Source organism: Chondromyces crocatus (assembly GCF_001189295.1).
GTDB classification, from domain to species: domain Bacteria; phylum Myxococcota_A; class Polyangia; order Polyangiales; family Polyangiaceae; genus Chondromyces; species Chondromyces crocatus.
In genome coordinates this window covers 540,444-561,012 of sequence record NZ_CP012159.1, presented here as the reverse complement: position 1 = coordinate 561,012, position 20,569 = coordinate 540,444, and the positions used below count along the sequence as shown (strand labels likewise).

13 protein-coding genes are annotated in these 20,569 nt (G+C 66.6%); 6 read left to right on the top strand and 7 right to left on the bottom strand.

The annotated features are described in order from the left end of the window. Positions 1–538: 538 nt before the first annotated feature. Positions 539–2,020: a UDP-N-acetylmuramate--L-alanine ligase gene (locus tag CMC5_RS02095; protein WP_050428839.1), complete on the bottom strand. Its 1,482-nt coding sequence runs from the start codon at positions 2,018–2,020 to the stop codon at positions 539–541. Positions 2,021–2,066: 46 nt separating this feature from the next. After that, a complete protein-coding gene (locus CMC5_RS02090) occupies positions 2,067–2,666 on the bottom strand; it encodes a ComEA family DNA-binding protein (protein WP_169796429.1) in 600 nt (199 codons plus the stop codon). Between the two features lie 586 nt (positions 2,667–3,252). Here CMC5_RS02090 and CMC5_RS02085 point away from each other — a divergent pair. Then, positions 3,253–4,134, top strand: coding sequence for a DUF362 domain-containing protein (locus CMC5_RS02085; RefSeq protein ID WP_156338049.1), 882 nt, complete (start codon positions 3,253–3,255; stop codon positions 4,132–4,134). 275 nt (positions 4,135–4,409) lie between these two features. Next, a complete protein-coding gene (locus CMC5_RS02080; protein WP_245678239.1) occupies positions 4,410–4,901 on the top strand; it encodes a hypothetical protein in 492 nt (163 codons plus the stop codon). A gap of 12 nt (positions 4,902–4,913) precedes the next feature. Here CMC5_RS02080 and CMC5_RS02075 read toward each other — a convergent pair whose 3' ends face one another. Both CMC5_RS02075 and CMC5_RS02070 read right to left on the bottom strand, forming a co-directional pair. After that, positions 4,914–6,641 (bottom strand): acyl-CoA dehydrogenase family protein, encoded by a 1,728-nt coding sequence (locus CMC5_RS02075; protein ID WP_050428836.1) that lies wholly within the window; start codon positions 6,639–6,641, stop codon positions 4,914–4,916. Positions 6,642–6,692: 51 nt separating this feature from the next. Continuing rightward, complete coding sequence (locus CMC5_RS02070; RefSeq protein ID WP_082362165.1) at positions 6,693–8,513, bottom strand: HDIG domain-containing metalloprotein; 1,821 nt, start codon at positions 8,511–8,513, stop codon at positions 6,693–6,695. Between the two features lie 236 nt (positions 8,514–8,749). On the opposite strand from CMC5_RS02070, the gene folP reads away from it, so the two are divergent. From folP to CMC5_RS02055, 3 genes are read left to right on the top strand one after another with little or no spacing between them, the layout of a single operon-like run. Continuing rightward, entirely contained in the window at positions 8,750–9,655 is a 906-nt protein-coding gene (gene folP, locus CMC5_RS02065) for a dihydropteroate synthase (RefSeq protein WP_082362164.1), read from the top strand. Then, on the top strand, positions 9,652–10,905 hold the full coding sequence (cdaA, locus tag CMC5_RS47185; RefSeq protein WP_082362163.1) for a diadenylate cyclase CdaA: 1,254 nt from the start codon (positions 9,652–9,654) through the stop codon (positions 10,903–10,905). Before folP ends, cdaA begins: the two co-directional genes overlap by 4 nt. Continuing rightward, positions 10,902–11,837: a CdaR family protein gene (locus CMC5_RS02055; protein WP_050428835.1), complete on the top strand. Its 936-nt coding sequence runs from the start codon at positions 10,902–10,904 to the stop codon at positions 11,835–11,837. Before cdaA ends, CMC5_RS02055 begins: the two co-directional genes overlap by 4 nt. A 204-nt stretch (positions 11,838–12,041) precedes the next feature. On the opposite strand, the gene CMC5_RS02050 is transcribed toward CMC5_RS02055, so the two are convergent. The 3 genes from CMC5_RS02050 to CMC5_RS02040 form a co-directional block, all read right to left on the bottom strand. Beyond that, positions 12,042–13,850, bottom strand: coding sequence for a cytochrome-c peroxidase (locus tag CMC5_RS02050; protein ID WP_050428834.1), 1,809 nt, complete (start codon positions 13,848–13,850; stop codon positions 12,042–12,044). Between the two features lie 279 nt (positions 13,851–14,129). After that, positions 14,130–15,377 (bottom strand): aminotransferase class V-fold PLP-dependent enzyme, encoded by a 1,248-nt coding sequence (locus tag CMC5_RS02045; protein ID WP_050428833.1) that lies wholly within the window; start codon positions 15,375–15,377, stop codon positions 14,130–14,132. 132 nt (positions 15,378–15,509) lie between these two features. Next, positions 15,510–17,726: a LysM peptidoglycan-binding domain-containing protein gene (locus CMC5_RS02040; protein WP_050428832.1), complete on the bottom strand. Its 2,217-nt coding sequence runs from the start codon at positions 17,724–17,726 to the stop codon at positions 15,510–15,512. A 147-nt stretch (positions 17,727–17,873) separates the two neighbouring features. Between CMC5_RS02040 and CMC5_RS02035 the strand changes: the two genes are divergently transcribed. Continuing rightward, on the top strand, positions 17,874–20,354 hold the full coding sequence (locus tag CMC5_RS02035) for a DUF2169 family type VI secretion system accessory protein (protein WP_082362162.1): 2,481 nt from the start codon (positions 17,874–17,876) through the stop codon (positions 20,352–20,354). Positions 20,355–20,569: the final 215 nt, after the last annotated feature.

The window sequence follows — 20,569 nt, the reverse complement described above, 5'->3', positions numbered from 1 at the left end:
CAAGGGGTGAAAATATGCGCCGTGCCATCCACGCGCCGAGCACGCGCCATCCGGCTGGCGCATCTCGGTGAGCCCTGGGATGAACGAGACAAAAAGCTACGGGCCGACGCCAAAGCATCGGCCCGTAGCCGTTCCGTACCACCTGAACGTGAGCGAAAGGACGTGAACCCCTAGCTGACGCTAGGTGGGAGCCGATATACCGCTTCAGGCTTCCCGGTGACTTCGTTCCGGGCCTAGCTCACCACGGCAGCGAGAGGCTCCCTGGTTCGTGCTTACTCGGGATTCATTCGTCCTTACCCACTGAACAGGCAGAGGGAACACGACAGAGTGTAGGTCAGCCTCGCTCAGCGTCAACTCTCCTCGACCTGCACCAGAGCGAAGCGTCTCCCCTGGATCGACTTGCTTCTTGCGACGAAATGCGCCGCGATCTGCTCAGGCAGACTGCTGCCTCGGAGATGTGCCGGGCCACCTGATTGCCGAGTGAACCCATGGAGGCGAATCGGCCTGTGGTCCGCCTTTGCCGTTCCCTTCGATGCGTTCAACCCTCGTCTTGCTTCTTCGCGAGCCTGGCGCGCAGCTTTTCGTGAATACCGCCGAAGCTGCCGTTCGATAGCAGCGCGATGGTGTCACCAGGGAGTGCATCTCGTGCGATCGAATCGACGATCGCATCGATCGACGTCGCGGCGTCTGCGTCTTTTCCTCGGGACTTGAGCGCTGCGGCGAGGCGAGGGCGGTCGAGCTGTTCGTCTGCAGGGATGTCGGAGCGGCCGAGTGGTGCCAGAACGATCCTGTCCGCTGCATCGAAGGCGTGTTCATAGGCCTGCTGGTGCAGCCCTCTGCAAGCTGTGGCGCTCCGTGGCTCGAAGACCGCCCACAGGCGCCCTGATGCGTGCTTGGTCCGGAGCCCTTTCAGCGTCTCGTCCACTGCGGTGGGGTGATGCGCGAAATCGTCATAGACGCGGAGGCCATCGACCTCGAAGACGAGATCCTGACGGCGTCGCACTCCTTCGAACTGCGGCAAGGCCGGTCCCAGGGTTCCCAGGGGTATCCCGAATCCCTGAGCCGCCGCAGCGAGCGCCGCGACAGCATTCCGCACGTTGTGGAGGCCCGGGATCTTGAGGCCGAACCTTCCGGCGAAGACGCCGCCAGCGAAAAGATCGAACGATTGACCTGCTGAATCCGCGCCCGAAGGTGCAGCCAGCCAATGAGGAGGCATGCCATGGGTGTCATCGCCCTCCAGAGCAAACCAGGCGATGGGAGCGCGTGCTGTCGACGATACCGTCTCCACGACGTGTCGGTCGTGGGCTGCAGCGATGATCAATCCACCCTCCGGGATCCGCTCCACGAATCCACGAAATGCCGCAAGGTATGACGACTCGTCCGGATAGATGTCGATGTGATCGTGCTCGATCGAGGTGATGATGCCGACCTGGGGCCGATAGTGCCAGAACTTGGGCGTCTTCTCGAAGAACGCGGTGTCGTACTCGTCCCCTTCGATCACGAAGGGGTTTGCGCGTACAGCGCCGCCTTGCCCCAGGGCGAGCTGGAGACCACGGTTCGACGTGGACTGAGAGAGGCGAAAGCTCGCGTCGAAGTTCTTGGGCAAGCCACCGATGAGGAACGCTGGATCTCGCCCTCCCTGGTGCAGGAGCCAAGCACACAAGGCGCTGGTGGTCGTCTTGCCATGGGTTCCAGCGACGACGAGCGGGGTTCGACCGCGCAGAAGATGTTCCGCCAGCGCGTGGGCCATGGTCGTGGTCGGCAAGCCCGCGTCGATGGCCGCGCGCGCTTCCGGGTTGTTCGGTCGACAGACATTGCCAACCACGACCAGGTCGGGACGCGGATCCAGGTGAGCTGCGTCGAAACCAGGCAGGAGTCGGATCCCCCAGCGCTCCAGTGCGGGCCCCATGGGGGGGTGGAACGCGACGTCCGAGCCCGAGACATCATGACCGGCTGCCTTGAAGAGGCCCGCGAGTGCGCCCATGCCTGACCCGGCGACCCCGATGAAATGCACATGCATCAGTGCCAGGATCTTGCCCAGGCAGCGTCACGCGGCAACAAAACCGCTACGGTGGGTCCACGACGCATAGCGGCCGCAACCGCTCGAGCGAGCGCCTGCCGATGCCCTTCACTCTCCTCAAATCCTCGATTTTCCGGAAGCGTTTCAGTTTCATTCGCAGCGCGAGGATTCCTGCGGCCTTGGTCGGTCCTATCCCCGGGAGTCGCCGGAGGTCCTCCGCGCTTGCGAGGTTGAGAACAACCCGCCCATCCGGCAAGACCGCGGTCGCCGGGACTTCTGCATCTGCGATCCCGCCGTCGAGCACCGTGCCGTCCGGCGTACCAGGCGTCGGGGCGCTGGCGAGTTCGGCAGCATGATCCCCTTGAGCGCTGGGTTCTCCGGTCGGTCGCCCCTCGCTTTCTCCAGCAGCCAGCGTCGTGGGGATGCTGGGAGCAGCCCCCACGACGGGGATCGAGAAAAAGGCCTGCCCCGAGCCGATCATCGCCAGAGCAAGAACGCCGACAAGGCCCGTAACGACCCGGGCGCCAACGGGGAGCCAGGTCGATTGAGCGATCGCCCCGAGTGCCCGTTTCCAGAGTTCGTGTCTGGATGCTGTCGCGTCCACAGCGGGAGGCTCACCCTCGTCGGAATGTTCCAATTTGATCATGAACCCGATCTCCTGACAGGCAGACGCACGCAGCTTGGCGAGCGTGCTCCGCGCAGCGTCAGGCGCATGAGCGAGGAACATGCCGCAGCACGTCAGATGGGCAGCGCCGGAGATCGCGAGATGTCTACCCCGGCGGCCAGCGCAGCAGAGGGTGACGGCGTCATGGCGGATGCTTCGAACCAGGGACCTGGACCAGCCAAGGCGTCTCTCTCCAGTGCCTCCTGTCCACGGGTCAGCTACGATCACCCGCCCGGGGTCGCCGATGTGTCCGCAGCTCTCCCAGGCCTTCGTCTGAGCCGGACGATGATGTTCTCCCAAGCCAGTGGGTCGCCAGCGGCCCTCATGGTGTCTTCCAGGAGGTCCTCCCGTGTCTCGAGATCGCCACGTCCTAGCTCATCTCCTTTCCCGGCGTTCCATCCTGGGTCTCGCGACAGGGGTGACGGCCAGCTCCCTCCTCCCGGCCCGGGAGGCAGGGGCGGAGCAGAGCCGAGCGCTTCCCTCGCGCCCTTCTCTTCCGGAGAGTTCGTCGGGGTTCAGTTCACTGTCCATTCCTGGGCGAGTCGTCAAAGTCAGCAAGGCAAACACGATGCAGACCAATGCATTGTGGCCTGAAGCCGACGCCGCGAAATTGATGCTCCATCGCGCGATGGAAGAGCTGACGGGAAAATCAGAGATCGGCCAAGCATTCGCTCGCTTTGTGTCGAAGTCCGACAAGGTCGCCATCAAGACCAACGGGATCGCCGGGAAAAACGGCGCGACAATGGCGACGAACAAAGAGCTGATTCTAGAGATCGTTCACGGGGTGATCGCGGCGGGCGTACCCCCGGAAAATATCGTCATCTTCGAGCAATATCCTTCCTTTCTCGCCGGGACGCGGTGCGCGGACCGGAACCGAGTTCTGGATCCCGCTTTCCCTGCAGGGATCACGGCGATGGTCCATGAGAACAAGGACGCGACGATGCCGGAGATTCGCGTGTGCGGCATCCCCACGAAATTCGTTCGCCCGTTCACGGATGCCACGGCCGTCATCAATGTGACCCTCATCAAGGATCACGGGATCTGCGGCTACACGGGCTGTCTCAAGAACATCACGCACGGCTCGACGATCAACCCACACGCATTCCATGCCCACAATGCAAGCCCACAGATCGCCGAGCTCTACGCGCAGAGTGTCGTGCGGAGTCGCGTCCGACTTCACATCACGGACGGGTTCAAGCTCATCTACGACGAAGGCCCGCTGGACAAGAACAAGAAGCGGCGCGTGCTGCACGAGTCGGTCTACGTTTCCACCGATCCGGTGGCCATGGATGTCATTGGGTGGGGGGTCATCGAAGAGTGGCGCCGGAATCACTCGCTGCCGACATTGAAAGATGCGGGTCGCGAGCCCACGTACATTCGTGTGGCCGGCGATCTTGGGCTCGGCGTGTTCGATAAGAACCACATCCTGCTGCGTGAAGTGTCCATCTAGAGCGGTGTATGATGCGGTCTATCTTGGCCATGGGACGGCTCTCCATGATGCGCAGCGTGACGGTGACGTACTCCGTATGTGTTGCGTTGTTCGCTTCTGCATGCGGTGGGAGTGGCTCTCAGGCGCGCGCAGCTGGGCAGCCACCCACCCCCGAGTCGATCACGCGGGCCAACCCTGGTGGCGATGCCGCGGATCCGGAGAGGGCTGCGCTCGAGCGACTAAAGACGGAACCTTGGGGGCATCGAAAAGATCGGTTCAATACCCTCCACGTTCCCATGCTCGACGCCAAGAAATGGCGGAGGGTACGCATCTGGACCCAGCCGACGCGTGCCACCTACCGCTATGGTGACGATCACTATGCGGTGGCGACCGTCCTCTATACCCCGATCGTCGGGAGGGACGATCCAGACGCCTGCCTCGAGGACTTCTGGAAGAAGCACATGCCGCTCGCCGAAGCGTACGGGGTGCGCGTCAAAGACTCCAAGCTGCTTCGTGGGACCCAGGAAGTCGACGGAGACGTCAAACCCATTGTCGTGAAGGTGGTCGACGGAAGCGTCGACTCCATGTTCTCGAGCGAGGACTATCTCGGAGCCGTTGCAGCATATCAATCATGGCCAGGCACCTGTCTGGTCCATGCCTTCGCCGTCAAGGCGGGGAACCACAGAGAACTAGCGGCCGCCGTCCGAACCCGCTGGATCGGTGAGGGGCTGCCTCGACTTCACTGGCTGGAGGAGATCTCGGAGGCACCCGAGACGAAAGCGCGCTAGCGATCGAACGCCTCAGAGGATGTCGAACGGGTATGCGCGGTCTGCGTAGGCTCGCTCGGCGACCGAGTTTCGCAGTGGGTCGTCGTTCGTCTGCAGTTCGGTCATCTGCTGCTGCATTCGCTGTTGAGCCATCCTGGCGAAGAGCTTCGTCGCGTCGACCTCTCGACGTGCGCCCTCTTCTCCACGGCGCTCGATCATGCGGGTCGTCCGGGCAAGGCAGGCGCCGAGGCCAAAGAGATCCATGGCGATGTCCGTCAGTCTCTTGTGGATGGACTGCATCTCGGAGACTTCGTGCCCGTACTCCTGGAGCGCTCTTTCGACACAGGCTCCCAGCTCGCGTGCGCGGGCCTCGTAAACCGCCGCTTCGTGGCGAAGCTGCGGATGAACGCGGCTCGTCCGCACGCGCTCCAGTACGGAGCGGGCCTTGTGTGCGGCCAGGTCCCCGAGGATACCCAGGTACTGGCTCGGCTTGCGGCGGATGGGCGTAGCAGACTCGCGCTCCTGACGAACGTGACCCATCGCGGAGACGGCGATGGAGGTCCGGAGGATCTCGCTTGTTCCGCCGAGGATGAGGTTGCTGCGTGCGTCCCGCAAGAGGCGCTCGTACGGGTAGTTCTGTGCGTAGCCGATGCCGGCCGCGATCTGCAGGGTCTCGTTGGCCACGACCCAGAGGGTCTCGCTGGCGGAAAGTTTGCAGATGGCGATCTCCAGGAACCCGTCGACCTGTCCGGCGTCGAGCATTCCCGTCGTTGCATAGACCATCGATTCCAGGGCGTAGGTCGAGGCCAGCATCGTGGCGACTTTGTCTTTGATGAGCCCGAAGCCTCCGATGTGTCGACCGAACGCACGACGCTCCTGGACACGCTCGATGGCCAGCTGGAGGAGTGCCTGACATGCTCCGAGGCATCCTGCCGCGATGCTGAGCCTCCCACTGTTCAGGCATTCCATCGCGACAGGAAAGCCTTGGCCGACGCCGCTGAGCATGTTTTCGGTGGGTACGCGAGCGCTCTCCAGGACGATCTCCGTGGTCGATGCGCCTCGAATGCCGAGCTTGCGCTCTTCCGGGCCGCTCCTGACCCCGGGGCCTCGCTCCACGAGGAACGCCGTCAAGCGAGGCTTGTTTCCTTCTTCCGGAGCCGACGTCCGCGCGATGATGGTGAAGACATCGGCCATCCCCCCGTTGGTGACCCACCGCTTGGAACCCTGGAGGACATAGTGGCTGCCATCCGGTGAGCGGATCGCGCTGGTCCGCACCGCGGCCGTGTCGGAGCCGGAGTTCGACTCCGTCAGCGCGAACGCTGCGAGCTGCGCTCCGACCGCGAGGCCAGGGAGGAAGCGCTGCTTCTGCTCGTTCGAGCCGAAGCGCAGGATCCCTGTGAGCCCGATGGTCTGGTGCGCGCCCAGCGTGGCAGCGACCGCCGCGTCGAGCCCACCGAGTTCCTGCGTCACGCGCGCGTAGGCCGTGTTGCTCAGGCCGGTGCCGCCGTACCTCGGGGGAACTCGCAGACCCATCAGTCCGAGCGACTTCAGCCCCTCCAGCACGTCGTTCGGGATCCGGCTCTCCTGGTCGATGCGGGCGCTGTCCACATGCGCTTTGAAATATCGGCGCACGCGGTCGAGGAGCGCGGCGACGCGCTCACGCTCGTCTGCGTTCACTTCGGGGAAGGGGAAGAGCCCCTCCTGGGTCGCAACGCCTTGGAAGAGTGTCTTGATCAGGCTGCGATCGATGATCGAGGACATGCGGCTCGACGTCAGCGGTCAACCATGGAGGGTCTGGTGGCTGGCGGGGCTTCAGCGATCCTGCTTCCGAGAGCCACTCTCGGGCGCGGGACTGCCGGTGTCCGCCGGTTTCGGAGCCGAGCGTCGTGATACGGGGGGCTCGGCCACCTCGCTCTGCGAGAGTCGACTCGACTCGGTGGGTTCTGCGCTGGGAGCGTCGACCGCCTTCGGGCTGGGCGTCACGGCTGGCAGCGGCGTCGCGACCGATTGAGCCTGGGTCGCCCGCGCCCGCTCTGCCTCGCGCTGCCAGGGGTACTTGATCCGGCCGTGCGACATGTTCACGAGGGTGGAGGCCATCCGGGAGGAGAGGATGCGGAGATCCTGAAGGGTCAGGCCAGACTCGTCGAGCTGACCACCGGCGAGCTTGTGGAAGACGACGCGCTGGATCATCTCCTCGAACTTCTTTTGCTCGGGTGGCCACACCGTCCGTGATGCGGCCTCGATGGAGTCGACGAGCATCAAGATCGCCGTCTCCTTCGTCTGCGGCTTCATCCCGGGATAACGGAAGTGTTCCTCGGTGAGCCCCTTGGGATTCCCCTGCTCTTTGCACTTGTGCCAGAAGAACTCCACCATCTGCGTGCCGTGATGCGTGTAGGCGAACTCCACCACCGGCTCGGGGATGTGGCCGTCGCGCAGGATCTTCGTTCCCATCACGACGTGCGCCATGATGGCGTCTGCGCTGACGTCCGGGTCCAGATCCTCATGAGGTGAGCGCTCTCCTGGTCCCAGGTTCTCGATGAAGTACTTGCTCTGAACCGTCTTGCCGAGGTCGTGGTAGTACGCGCCGACCCGCGTGAGCAGCGCATCCGCGCCGATCGCTGCGGCGGCCGCCTCCGCGAGGTTGGCCATCGTGCGCGCGTGCTCCCAGCTTCCTGGTGCCTCCGCGGCCATCTTTTTGAGCAGTGGGTGCTCGAGGTCCGTGAGGTCGAGCAGCTTGTCCCGAGAGACATGACCCATCACCCGCTCGGCGGGCTCGCGCAGCGCGCGCGCCAGCAACCCTGCGAGCACGCCACCACCGACGCAGGCGAGCACATTTGAACTCAAGCCGCGTGCCAGATCGGCGCCGATGCTGAATCGGCCTTCGAAGATCACGGTCAGCGCGACCATCCCGATCGCCCCGGCGACCCCTGCGAGCGCTCCAGCGATCAGCATCTGACGAGGATGCTTGCGATCGAGGAAGAACAGCGTCGAGGCGATCCCGCGGACGAGGAGAACGCAGAGGAGGATCAGGTCGAAACGAAGGAGGGATGCCGCGATGAACGCTCCTCCGACCTCCACGAGAAACGCCGTGCGTCTGTCGAAGGCAAGCGCGACCCAGAGTGGCAACGCGGCGACGGGTATCCAGAACTCGGGCAAGGCGGTGAACAGCAGCAGCGCCTTGGCGAAGACGAGGGAGCCGGCCATCAAGCCGAGGAGCCCGACCTGCGCTCGGAGCAGGTGGACCCGGCTCTGCCCGAACCGCCTGAGGTAGGCGGTCAGCATCATGCCGATGATGAAGTAGAGAACGTAAAGGCTTCCGAGACGTCCCGTCGTGGGCGGACGGCGAATGGACTCGTAGGCGAAGGCCGCGCGGTGGTTGTCGTCCCACTCGTGGAGCACGGTCCCACGCGGAACGATGAGCCGCGTGTGCTCGTAGACCAGACGATGCTGGGTATCGCGCACGATCCGTGGGCCGTAGGGCAGCCGCAGCGTGAAGGGCGCCGGTGAGCCCATCCTCGGGACGAGCGAAGGCAGGTAGAGATCCGCCACGCTTATCCCTGTGACGACCAGGGCGAAGAGGACGCTCACGACGAAGCCGGCGACCGGCCCTGCCCGAAGACGCGTGCGCAGCATCGAACGGCTCTAGCTACCTGGTTGTCCGGTCCTTGGGTCCATTGCCTGACCACAGGAAGCCTGCAGAGCGTCGCCAGTACGATCGGCGTCGTCCCTCAGGGGACCAAGCAGAACCGCGACACTAGCAAAGCCCCCTGCATCCCGACAAGGGAATTGCCGTTCGGCGTAGAAGTTGCTACCCACAAGAAATGTCTCGGTTAACCACGCTGCTCTCTGCACGTCAGCGTGTGTTGATCATGGGTGTGTTGAACAGGACGCCGGACTCTTTTTCCGACGGCGGCCGGTTCACCAGTGATGCGGCTGCAAGTGCGTACATCGAGGCGATGCTTGCCGAAGGGGCGGACATCATCGACATCGGCGCAGAATCGACGCGACCTGGCTCGGAGCATGTGTCGGATCGCGACCAGATCGCCCGGCTCGGCAGCGGTGTGCGCGATGCCGTCAGGCGGGGCGCCCTGGTATCGATCGATACGACGTCTGCGGCGGTCGCCGAGTATGCCCTCGATGAAGGGGCGGCAGTGGTCAACACGGTCTCCCTCGATGCCGCGGCGGCCCTCGGAGCCCTCTGTTCTCGTTACGATGCGGCGCTCGTCTTGATGCACAGCCGGGGGACGATGGGAGACATGAAGGGCTTCTCGGCCTACGCAGACGATGCCTACCAGGATGTCGTCGCGGATGTCGCGCGCGAGTGGACGGCGGCGGCCGAGCTTGCGGTGGGTGCAGGCCTCCCGCGAGGCGAGCTCGTCTTCGATCCTGGTTTCGGCTTCGCGAAGAATGCTCGCCATTCGCTCGAGCTCGTCGCGCGGCTGCGCGAGCTTTGCGCGCTCGGGTTCCCGGTGCTGGTCGGTCCGAGTCGAAAGTCGTTCCTTGCGCGGGCAGCAACCCACGAAGATTCCGGGCTGCCCGAAGCAGCGCCCGAGCAGCGGCTCGGCGCGACCATCGCCGCTTGCGTCGCCTGCGCGGAGCGAGGGGCTGCCATCGTGCGTGTGCACGACGTCGCGCCGGTCCGTCAGGCCCTCGCGCTGAGCGCGGCCGTGTCACGGGTGGAGCGCGGTGCTGCCACGCACGGATCCAAAGCTTCTGCAGATGCTCTCCACGGGTCTCTCGCCATCCCTCGACGTGATGAGGGCACGCGCCGATGATCGAAGGCTTTCTTCGTCTATTTTCAGCCAGACCTCCACTGCAAATCTTCCGAGATCTGCTCGACATCTTCATTGTCGCCTACGTCGTGTACCGCGCGCTGCTGGTGCTGCGAGGGACGCGCGCGATGCAGATGGGCCTGGGGCTCGGGATCGTCTTTCTTGTCTATCTCGGCGCCAAGGTCTTCAGGCTCACGACGCTCCTGAGCCTCCTCTCGTGGCTGCTCTCCTCGATCATCCTGATCGTCGTCGTCGTCTTTCAGAACGACATCCGCCGCGCGCTGATCCGGGTCGGTGGGAAGGCGTGGTTCTCCGCCGGTCGTGAGCAGCAGTCCCGGGTCATCGACGAGGTGGTCGCCGCTGCGACCGAGCTCGCGCGTCATCGCATGGGAGCGATCATCGCCTTCGAGCAGGACGCGAACGTGCTGGAGTTCGTGAAGAGCGAAGGCATCCTGATCGACTCCCTGGTCACCCGGGAGCTGCTCGTCTCGCTGTTCGTCCCGGAGTCGGTGAACAAACTGCACGATGGTGCCGTGCTCATTCGCGATCTGAAGATCGCGCGCGCGGGTGTGTTCTTCCCGATGCCAGAGACCAAGATCCTGGATGCCAGCCTCGGCTCTCGCCATCGCGCCGCGCTGGGGATCACGGAGGAGACCGACGCCGTGGTGGTGGTGGTCAGCGAGGAGCGCGGGACCATCAGCTTCTGCTTCAGCGGCAACATCGTCTCGAACCTCGACGGCCAGTCGCTGAAGCATGCTCTCCTCGGGCTGTTCGGGCGCTCCTCGCGCAAGCGCCGCTTTGCTCGTCGACCCACGCGGACGTCGCTGCTCACCAGTGGGCCGCCGTCGATCCCGACACCTCGCTCGGCCACCACCACGCCGACCGGGGAATCCCAGGTCGGCAAGCCGGCCGCTTTGACGCGCTCGGGCGCGTCGGACAAGCTCGCCCCGAAGTCCTCCATGCCCCTGGTGACGACCACGACCAAGCTGCCCACCTCGACCCCCATGAAGCCGGCAGAGGTTCGCTCCTCGGTCGTCCACGACACCGAGCGACTCTCGGGTGAACGCTCGCGGCCTGCGGTGACGGACATGCCCGCAGGAAAGCTGGCCGAGCCACGAGGTGAGACGAAGAGCACGCCCTCGCCCGAGAGCGGTGACGACGCCGAGGCGCGACTTTCGCCACCCGTCCCCAGTCAGCGCACCTTCGTGCCGACGGGCTCCAGTGGCAGCACCCCCCACCGGGACGACTCGTGAACCAGGGCGTTCGCGGCATCCTTCGCTCCGCCTTCCTGGAGAACCTCGGGTTGAAGGCGATGTCCCTCGCGTTCGCGCTGGGATTTTACGCCTTCATCCACGGTGCGGAGAACGCGCAGCGGACCTTCTCGGTCAGCGTCGTCTCCGTCATGCCCAAGGAAGAGCTGAACCGTCAGCTCATGACCCAGCTTCCGACGGAGGTCGCCGTCACGTTGAGCGGCTCGCGCACCCAGCTCGACGATCTTCGCGCTGATGACCTCGGCACCTTGCAGCTCGATCTGCGGACCGGCCGCGTCCCCTACGTGGAGCTCGATCAGTCCATGTTCCACGTGCCCGAGGGGCTCACGGCCGAGCAGATCTATCCTCCGCGCATCGAGCTTCGGTGGGACGACGTGATCACCCGCGTCATTCCAGTGCAGGTCTCCCGGACTGGCGAGCTGCCGACGGGCTTCGAGGTGAAGGAGAAGATCGCCGTCGAGCCGATGTCGGTGAAGGCGCGAGGGCCCCAGTCCATCGTCGAGGTCATGCAGTACGCGCGGACCGAGGCCTTCGACGTGACAGGTCTCACCACGGGGACCTACGATCGTACCTTGGCGCTGGATCGTCCGCCGAAGCTGGTCGTCTATGATGCCGACAGCGTGAAGGCGACGCTGGAAGTGACCCGCGAGATGGTCACCCGATCGTTCGATCGCAAGGTCGAGGTGGTCGGGCTCCCGCGAGCGCGCACCACGCCCGCCTCGGTCACCGTGCGCATCACCGGCACCACCGAGGAGGTGAACGCGCTGGCCCCGGAAGCCGTCGTCCCTCTCGTCGAGCTCAAGGGTACGACCGTCGACACCGCCCAACCTGGCAGCGCGTTCCTCGACGTGGTGGTGGATGTCGGATCGCTCCGTGTCGAAGTCAGCCCGCCGCGCGTGCTCGTGAAGTGGTGAGCATCTCTCTTCGTGAGCGCTGAGGGGTCAAGCGCCTGGTGATGAGGGCGCCCTGATGATGCTGGTGCCTGATGGCGCGGGCGCCCTGGTGGCTGGCGCGGGCGCCCGGGTGGTAGGGCGGCTCCGGCCTCTCGGTGGTCGCCGAGCATCCGCGAGCTTCGCGCGAATGCTCGGTTCCCCGCGACGCTGGAGCGCCGGCTCTCGCTACAGGGACTCGAGGTAGACGACGAGATCGTCCAGCTCGTCCTGCGTCAACCGGGAGACATCCCCGTGCTGCGACCCACCGCACGCGGGATCGAAGCGATCATGCAGGGTCGCCGCGCAGCCGTCGTGCATGAACGGTGCTCGCCCACTCAGGCCGATGAGCGTCGGCACCTGCAGCGTCTCGTCTCTGCCCACGCTCTCGTTGCGGTTGTTCGTGAGCATCGACCCCGAGTGGCAGCTGGCACAGCCGACCGCCTCGCTCTTGAAGAGGGCTTCTCCGCGGAGCACCGCCCCCGGATCTTCCGGCGGCGAGGCGGGGAAGGCGGGGATGCTGTCCAGGAAGCGCGCCATCAGGCGTTCTTGCCGCATGCTGGGCGTGTTCCCTGCCATCCGGCCCACGAGCACTTCGCCCATCAGGTGCTCCAGGTCCTCCATGTCCCCATCCCAGTGGAGTGGGGCTGTCTGGAGGATCCCGCCACCGAGCGCCTGCGTTCGCCGGAGGCCGATGGGATCGAAGTTCCAGGTGTGGCCGTCCTCGTGTCCTTGGGGGTGACACGAAGCGCAGGACATGGCCGCGAAGGTGGCCGGCGGCCGATGGAACATCTCGTGGCCCGTGTCGCGCACGCTGGCTCCGGGGAACGACAGCGTGCGCTGGTTTCCTCCTCGCCAGAAGACCAGCCCCGCTGGCTCCCGGAGCTGCACGAGCAGCTCCTCTCCTTCGCCCTTGAATGCCACCGCGACCGGCTGCCCTGGCATGGGCTCATCCAGGGTGCCCGGCATGCAGCTCCCCCAGCCAGAGTCGTCCACGATCGTCGAGCGTGTCGTGATCACCAGCCTGTCGTTCCCGGCGCCGACCACGGCGATCGCCTCACCGGAGCGCGACACCGCCACGTCGACGGGCAACCCCACCATCGGGATTGCGGGCGCGGCCGCCGCCAGCTTCTCGTCCCCCGCCTCTTGCGCCGACCCCAGCAAGCTCACCGTCGTGTGGACGATGTTGCCGTCACAGTCGGGGTTTCCGTAATAGAACTGCCCCGGATTCACCACCACGGGCGAGGACTGCGCCCGCTGATGAACGACCAGCGCGCCGCCGCCGGGCACAGAGGCCATTCGCCACGCGACCGAGGGCACGTAGGTCAACCCCGAGCCCCCGTTGGAGACGAACGCCGGCAGCTGACGCCGCTCCAGCACTTCGCCACTGGCGTCCACGACCAGCGTCTCGGCGGACCGGAACATGGTCACCAGGAGCCGGTCTCCATCGACCACCACGTCCCGCAGATCCCGGTCGAGGCGCAGCTTTCGCGTCGCCGCGCCTCCAGCTGCCGGCATGGCGATCAGCTCGCCGCCCATGCAGGCGACGTGCAGGGTGTCGCTCGCGGCGTCGTACGCCATCCCGCTCGGTGCCACGCAGACGTCACGGCGGTCCACGATCGAGCGGCTCTCCAGATCGAGCGTGAGGACCGCTCCACCGCGGCGCAGGGCGACGTGCGCTCGCCCCAGAGCCCCCTCCACGACGCGACCCGGCTCTTCGAGCTCTCCGACGGGGAGGAAGTTCACCGCCTCCCGCTCCAGGTCGACCAGCCAGATTCCATGCCGATCGGGATCGCCTGCCACGGCGGTGCGCCCATCCGCCGTCACGAGCAGCGTCCCACCGCTGATGGGGGGCGGCGGGTTCGCCGTCATCGCGACGCTGCTCCCCGTGGGGGGAGGCGTGAGACCTTCTCCTGAGCAACCCAGGGCGGCCGAGGTGACGACGCCCAACGCGAGGAGCCCGATTCCGAGATGCGGATAGACAAGTCTGCGGCGCATTGATCCCTCCAACGGCTAGCAGTCAGCCACGCAGCAAGCGGGAAGCCAGGACCCCCGTCGAACATTCGACACTCGCTCGACTGACGAAGAAGCACAAGCGTACTGATAAGCCGAGGCGGGCCCCATGCAACGAAAGGGCCATGTCCCCCGTGGCGCAAACCCCGCTTCTCATCCACTGCGAAGCGCGTAGCTCGCGCTGCTCCCACCCGTGCGCTGCAGTCCAACCGTGACATCCTTGCCATGGCCCTGGCCATGGGTCCGGCTCACGACGTCACTCGATCACTGTGAACGGACGGATTCAGAAGACCCGGCGCCGCGGAGCAGCCTCTCCAGAGCGTCGATCAGGCGCTCGTACTCCTGCTGCTGATTGTAGATCTGAGCCGAGATCCGTACGAGGCGTCCGCTCGGGGCTGGCCACGGGACGATGGGCACCTCGACCCCGTACGTCTCGAGCAGCGCGGTCTGGAGGGGGTCGATCAGCGCTCCTTCCTCCACGGCGTCCCGCCGAGGTGGCAAGGGGAGGGCGGCCAGTGCGCCGAGCATCTCCTCGGGACAGGGCAGCGCACAGCCAAGCTTCGTTGCCATGATCGCCCGTGCAGCCATGGCCATGGCGCGGTTGTGTTTCATCAGGGCGCTCCACCCACCACCACCCGGTCCGAGGCTCGCCATGAATCGAATCGCTTCGGGGATGCACAGGAAGGGGGTCGGATCGAAGGTGCCCGTCCAGTCGAACTCCAGGCGGAAGCGCGATCGATCCTGGCGTGTCGCATTCGCACCATGGCTGATGACCAGGGGGCGAATCCGATGCCGTCTGGAGCGCTCGACATGAAGGAATGCTGCACCTTTGGGAGCGCACATCCACTTGTGGCAGTTGCCCGTATAGTAAGCCGCACCGAGTGCGTGCACATCGAGCGGGACCATCCCCGGTGCATGGGCGCCGTCGACGAGCACCTCCACCCCCCGTCGTGACAGCGCGGCGACGACCGGGGCGACCGGGAGCACCAGTCCCGTCGGACTCGTGACGTGGTCGATGAGCGCGAACCGGGTCCGGGGACTCGTCGCGCGGAGCACGGCCTCGATCACCTCGTCTGCCGTTTTCACGGGGAAGGGGACCGGGGCGACGACCACCCGAGCGCCTGCCCTCCGCGCCGCGTCGTCGAGGGCGTTGCGGCAAGCGTTGTAGGCGTGGTCGGTCGTGAGCAGCTCGTCTCCTGGGCCCAGCTCGAGCGAGCGGAGCACCGTGTTCACGCCAGCCGTCGCATTGGGGACGAGGGCGAGTTCCTCGGGGTCGGCTCCGAGGAACGCTGCCAGCGCGCTCAGCACGCCATCGAGCAGTGGCTCCAGCTCGCGCGTGAAGAACCGCACGGGCTCCCGCTCCATCTGCTCGCGGAAACGCGATTGTGCGTCGAGCACGGGGCGTGGACACGCTCCGAACGAGCCGTGGTTGAGAAAGGCGATCGCGGGATCGAGCAACCAGTGATCTCGCACGGCAAGGGGCGGTGCGACCGGAAACGCTGGCTGACGCATCGGTGCAGGGTAACGCCGGCTCTGCCGCCTTCGCGAGCACCAGCGCGCCGGGCGGGAGCTTTCGGCTGCCCGCTGCAACGCGCCATGGTGTCTCGCGTCTCGCGGGCCAGTGCTGCCCAGGGAGGTGGTGTTCTAGATCGAGAGCGTGAACAGCGAGGCGTCGAGGGAGTTGCGCAGGTTGGCCGCGCGGACGGCGTTGGTGCTGTTGCTGTCGGCGAGATCGAGGATCGCGTTGGCGAAGGCCTCGGTCATGATCGACGGGATGTACTGGCCGGTCTTGCCTCGCGGCGATTTCAGCGCGCTCTCGACGATGATGCTCTTCGTCTCGATCGGCTGGCCTGGGGTCTCGTCGACCTTCTTCACCCACTCGGAGTAGAGGCGCACGTACTGGCTGGAGACCACGAGGTAGGGGATCCGCGTCTTGTTGGATGCGCCTCGGTAGATCTCCTGGAAGCGTCTGTACCGTGCGGAGGAGATCTGGTGCTGGAGCACCGTGCATCCGACGGACCACCCGCCCACGTTCGCGCCCGTGCCGCCGAAGTGCATGTGGATGGTCGTGTTGTCTTCGGTGTTGACGAACTTCCAGTTGTTCGAGGTCTTGGCGCTCGCGACGTCGCGGAAGATTCGATAGGACTTGGTGACCTCACGGGCGAGTTTGATCTTGCCGTAGTTGGCCGTGTAGATGTGCAGCGCGATGTCGCTCCCGGGATACTTCTTGGGGATGTGATGACCCGGCTTGCAGAGGTACTCCTTGCCTTCGAGCAGGTAGGGGGTCCCGAGGCTGCTCGCCGTGCCACCGGGGTCGATGGTGCACGCGAAGACTTCGACCTTCTGGGTCGCGGCGGCGTCGTTGTCGGTCCAGACGACGTAGAGGAGATCGTCGTACTTGGTCGCGGTGCTCATGGCCGCGACGCGGCTGTTGCGCGTCTCGACGTTGTTGCCGGCCGCGGCGTTGGCCTCGGTGCCTCCGAGGGAAGCCTCGCGCACGCCCAGCAGTGCGACCTGCTTCGCGCCCGTGGGCAGCGTCAGGCCGAAGGCCTGGTACATGGTCTCGACCCAGTTGTGGACCGTGGTGAGCTGGACACGGGTCGTTGCCGTGCTCGGGCGCGCGACGGTGACCTGGCTCTCGCCGCCCGGGGTGCCGGAGGGCGCAGGCGCGTGGACCGCTTGCTGCCCGGGCTGCACCGGCTGCTGGGGGGTCGCTGGAGGTGCGGCCTGCGGCGTGGCCGCGCCGGGCATCTTGATCTGCTGGCCGACCGAGAGCTGGTTGGGGTTCGTGATCTGCGGGTTCGCCTGGCGGATGGCAGCGACGGTGGTGTTGTTGCGCGAGGCGATGGCGCTGAGCGTGTCGCCTCGCTGGACGGTGTAGCTGGTGGGCGCGGCGGACGAGACGAGGTTCGAGGCCTGAGGGAGTGCGACCGGGGGGCTGGCCGAGGGCGTGGCCGCCGCGGCAGGGGGGGCCGCCGAGACGGGCGTCGCGGCTGCGGCAGGCGTTGCGGCGGCTGCCGAGGCGGGCGTCGCGGCTGCACCCGGAGCGACGGCGACAGGTGAGGCTGCCGCACCCGGCGCTACCGCGGCAGGTGGGGCGGCTGCGCTCGGAGCGACGGCTGCGCTTGGAGCGACGGCGACAGGTGAGGCTGCTGCACCAGGGATCACCGCGGCAGGTGGGGCTGCGGCCCCGGAGACGCCAGCGGCAGGTGCTGCTGCGGCGGGCGGTGCGGCAGCTGCGGGCGCTGCGGCAGCAGAGGCTCCAGCCGTCGTTCCGGCAGCAGGGGTCGCCGCTGCGGATTCGCCGCCGTTCAGCAGGGCGTAGGAGGGAGAGACGGTTCCTCCGCGGGTGGTCGCAGCGTCCCACTCTCCCTGCTGGAGTGATTTCACCAGTGTCACCGAGGCGCCATCGCAGAGTCCGGTCAATACGACGCGGTGCGTGAACGTCTGGTCTTCGTACGTCTTGTGCGGGCAGGTGACGCGGGCCACGGCCTGCTGGATCTGGCGCTGTCTGCCATCGGTGACTTCGAGGGTCACTGACCGGTCGTGGGGGACCGACTTCGAGGCGCCTCCACCCATCTCTCCGATGAAGACGTTGGGGCTGGCGTCGGTCAGCTGACCTTGCGCGTCCCCGTGCTTGGTCTGATCACCGAGTCGATGGGCCGGCATGCCGTTGAAAAAGACACCCGTGCTGCCCTTCGCCGCTTCCCATGAGCCGCCCACGTGGTGCTCGCCGGGATCGCAGACCCGCAGCGCTGCGCGCCCGTTGATCAAGACATCGGGTGAGCCCTCTTTGCCGGGACCGATCCGACCGTCCGTCAGGCACAACGCCTGATCCCCGACTCTGCCTGCGCGTGCCATGGGGGTGTGCCTCTGCTCCTTCTGCCTCCGCAGCGCGGGAGGAACGCGCCATCGTAAGCGCCGGCTCCCGGTCGGTAAAGTGCGGAGAACAATCACGGATCGCCGGATGCACGGCGCGCTTCGGCGGTGATATATCAGCGTCGTATCATGGAGGTTGTCTCGACCTGTTCGCTCCGGGTCGCGTCGTTGCACTGGCAACCCCGCGTCGGAATGTGGGCCCTCTCGTTCGCCGTGAAGGCGACGTATCACCTCGCGCCAGGTGTCTGCGAGCTCGCAGGTCAGCAGGATGACCCGAACGAGGACGACAACTACTGGAACGACGATCCCTCGCGCAGCCTCTATGCGCCGACGGATCTCGTGCCGTTCAAGGTGCGCGGTGATGTCCTGCTCGTGGGCCATGCGTTCGCGCCGCACGGGGAAGCGACGCGATCGCTGACCGCGCGCCTCGTCGTGGGTGACGTGGACAAGACGGTGGAGGTCGTCTGTGACCGGGCCTGGACGCTCGATGGCCAGCTACGCGAAGGGCCTCGCTTCGCGCGGATGCCGCTGCGCTACGAGCGTGCGGGCGGTGGGCCGGACACCACGAACCCCGTCGGGATGAGGCCTGATGTCGCCGACAGCTACGGCGCCATTGCCATCCCCAACCTGCAGCCCCCTGGCCTGCACCTCGCGCGACGTGGCGATCTCGTTCCGCCGGTGGGGTTTGGTCCCATCGCGCCCACGTGGCCCTCGCGCCTCGACAAGCTCCACCAGCACGCTTCCGCGTTCTTGCAGGCCGGTGGGCGTTTCGGTCAGCCCATGCCCGAAGGCATCGACCTTCGGTTCTTCAACGCCGCGCCGGGTGACCAGCAGCTCGACGAGCTGCGTGCCGATACCCGGATCGTGCTCGAGCACCTGCATCCTCAGCATGCGCGGCTCGTCACGGCGCTCCCTGGCACTGCCCCCGTCGCCCTTGTGGAGCGCCCCGGCGCGGGCCCCGAAGAGGTGCGTCTCGTCTGCGATACGCTCTGGATCGACACCGATCGAGGCACCTGCTCGCTCGTGTGGCGAGGTCAGCTCTCCCTCGACCGCCCCAATCCTCCCGGTCAGGTCGTCGTCTCCCTCGATGGCGCCGGGGCGCGCGCCGGGTGGGCCGCTCCCGTGGCGCGACCCGATCAGACCCGCGATGATCATCCTGTTTTCGACGGTGACTTGACCTACGAGGCCGTCGTCACCGACGCGACGGTCCTCCCGTTCTCCCCGGCGCAGGCCGTCCGAGGCCGCGGCATCCCCAGCGTCGCCAGCCCCGTACAGCCCCCTCGTCCTCGCGGTGTTCCTGGTGATCCCAACGTGACGGCGGAGCTCCCTTCGCCCGTGCGCCCGTCGCGCCCCTCGCGCACCGCGCCGCCACCGCCGCGGCCTTCGTCTCGCGGCAATGCGTGGGCCGGCATGCCCGCGCCGCAGCCTCCGGTTCCCCATGTCACCCCGGCACCTCCCCCGGTGCCGAGCTCTCCTGGCCTCGTGGTCCCTGCGCCTCCGCCGGTCCCTGGGCTTCCCCTCGGTGTGGCCTTGACCCCGCCGCCTGCACCGCCTCCGGCGCCCCTTCCGGCGATGGTGCAGCCGGCGCCCCCGCCACCGCCTCCTCCGCCTCCCCCGCGGACCATCGGCGAGGCGGCGATGACGGGCGCGGTCGGCCCGGGTGGTGCTGCCGCGATCCTCGAGCGCTCTTCGACGGCCGAGGTGGCTCCCAAGCCGGCGACGCCGTCGGCGCCCGCCCGCCCCGTTGGCCGCGACGCGACCACGCTGCTCTGGGTCGATGCGGCGCAGGCCGACGTCATCCTCGCCGAGCCTCGCTGGACGACCTTGCAGGCCCTCACGCCGCCGAAACCGATCCCCGAGCTTACCGAGGAGGCGGAGGCTGATCCGCTCGACTTTTCCCTGGACGAGCCCGAGTCCCAGGAAGAAGGCGCCGAGACGCAGGAGATCCAGCAGCGGCGCCTGGTCCAGCGGGTCCTCGCGCGCGGCGACGCCGTCGATGGTGCCGGTATCGAGGAGGCCTTGCACGGCGCCATCCGCCCCGATGGCTCCCTGGTACCTCCGCTGGCCTTGGTCGCTGGTGAGCTGTCGTTTCCCTTCGATCCCTGGGAAGCCCTCCAGGCCACGATCGCTGCCTCGGCGCCTTACGCGGCCGACAAGCGGGTCAAGGACGCCCTCGAGGGCGTTGCCGAGGTGACGAAGACGCCGGGCGTTCAGCGGGCACCCGGCGTGGCGGAGGGTCTGATCCTGCGGATTCGTGACGCCGTCGCGCAGGTCCCGAGTCCAGCTCCCGCCCCTGGTGCACGACCGGTGGGCCCCGCTCAGTTCGACGCCCAGGTAGAACGGATGCTCGTGGAACAGCGCGCCTACCAGAAGCGCTCGGTGCTCGGTCAGACGTGGATCCGCAGTCTTTTGCACACGGCGAACGCTCCCGAGCCCGTCGCGACGTACCTGCCGGAAGCCCTGAGCAAGGAGCTTCCGCTTTCGCCGCGCATGCGGGCGCGACTGATCGCGGAGGTCCATCCACAACAGGATCCCTACGAGGGGAGCCCCACCGCGCTGAAGGCGCTGGCCGTGGCGCGTGTGGTCACGGTGGGCAGCGGGCGCCGCTGAGGCTGCGAAGGGGGGCGTGCGCGCGCCGTGCTGCTGCGCGGGCGAGGGGCCGGAGGCCCTGACGGGTTCTCGCGACGACGGTTGTGGATCCAGAAGGGACGTTCCCGGAGTTTGCAGTGAGCCTCCGGGAGGTTGCAGCGGCCTTCCCGGAGGTTGCAGCGAGCCTCCCGGAGATTGCAGCGAGCCTCCCGGAGATTGCAGCGAGCCTCCCGGAG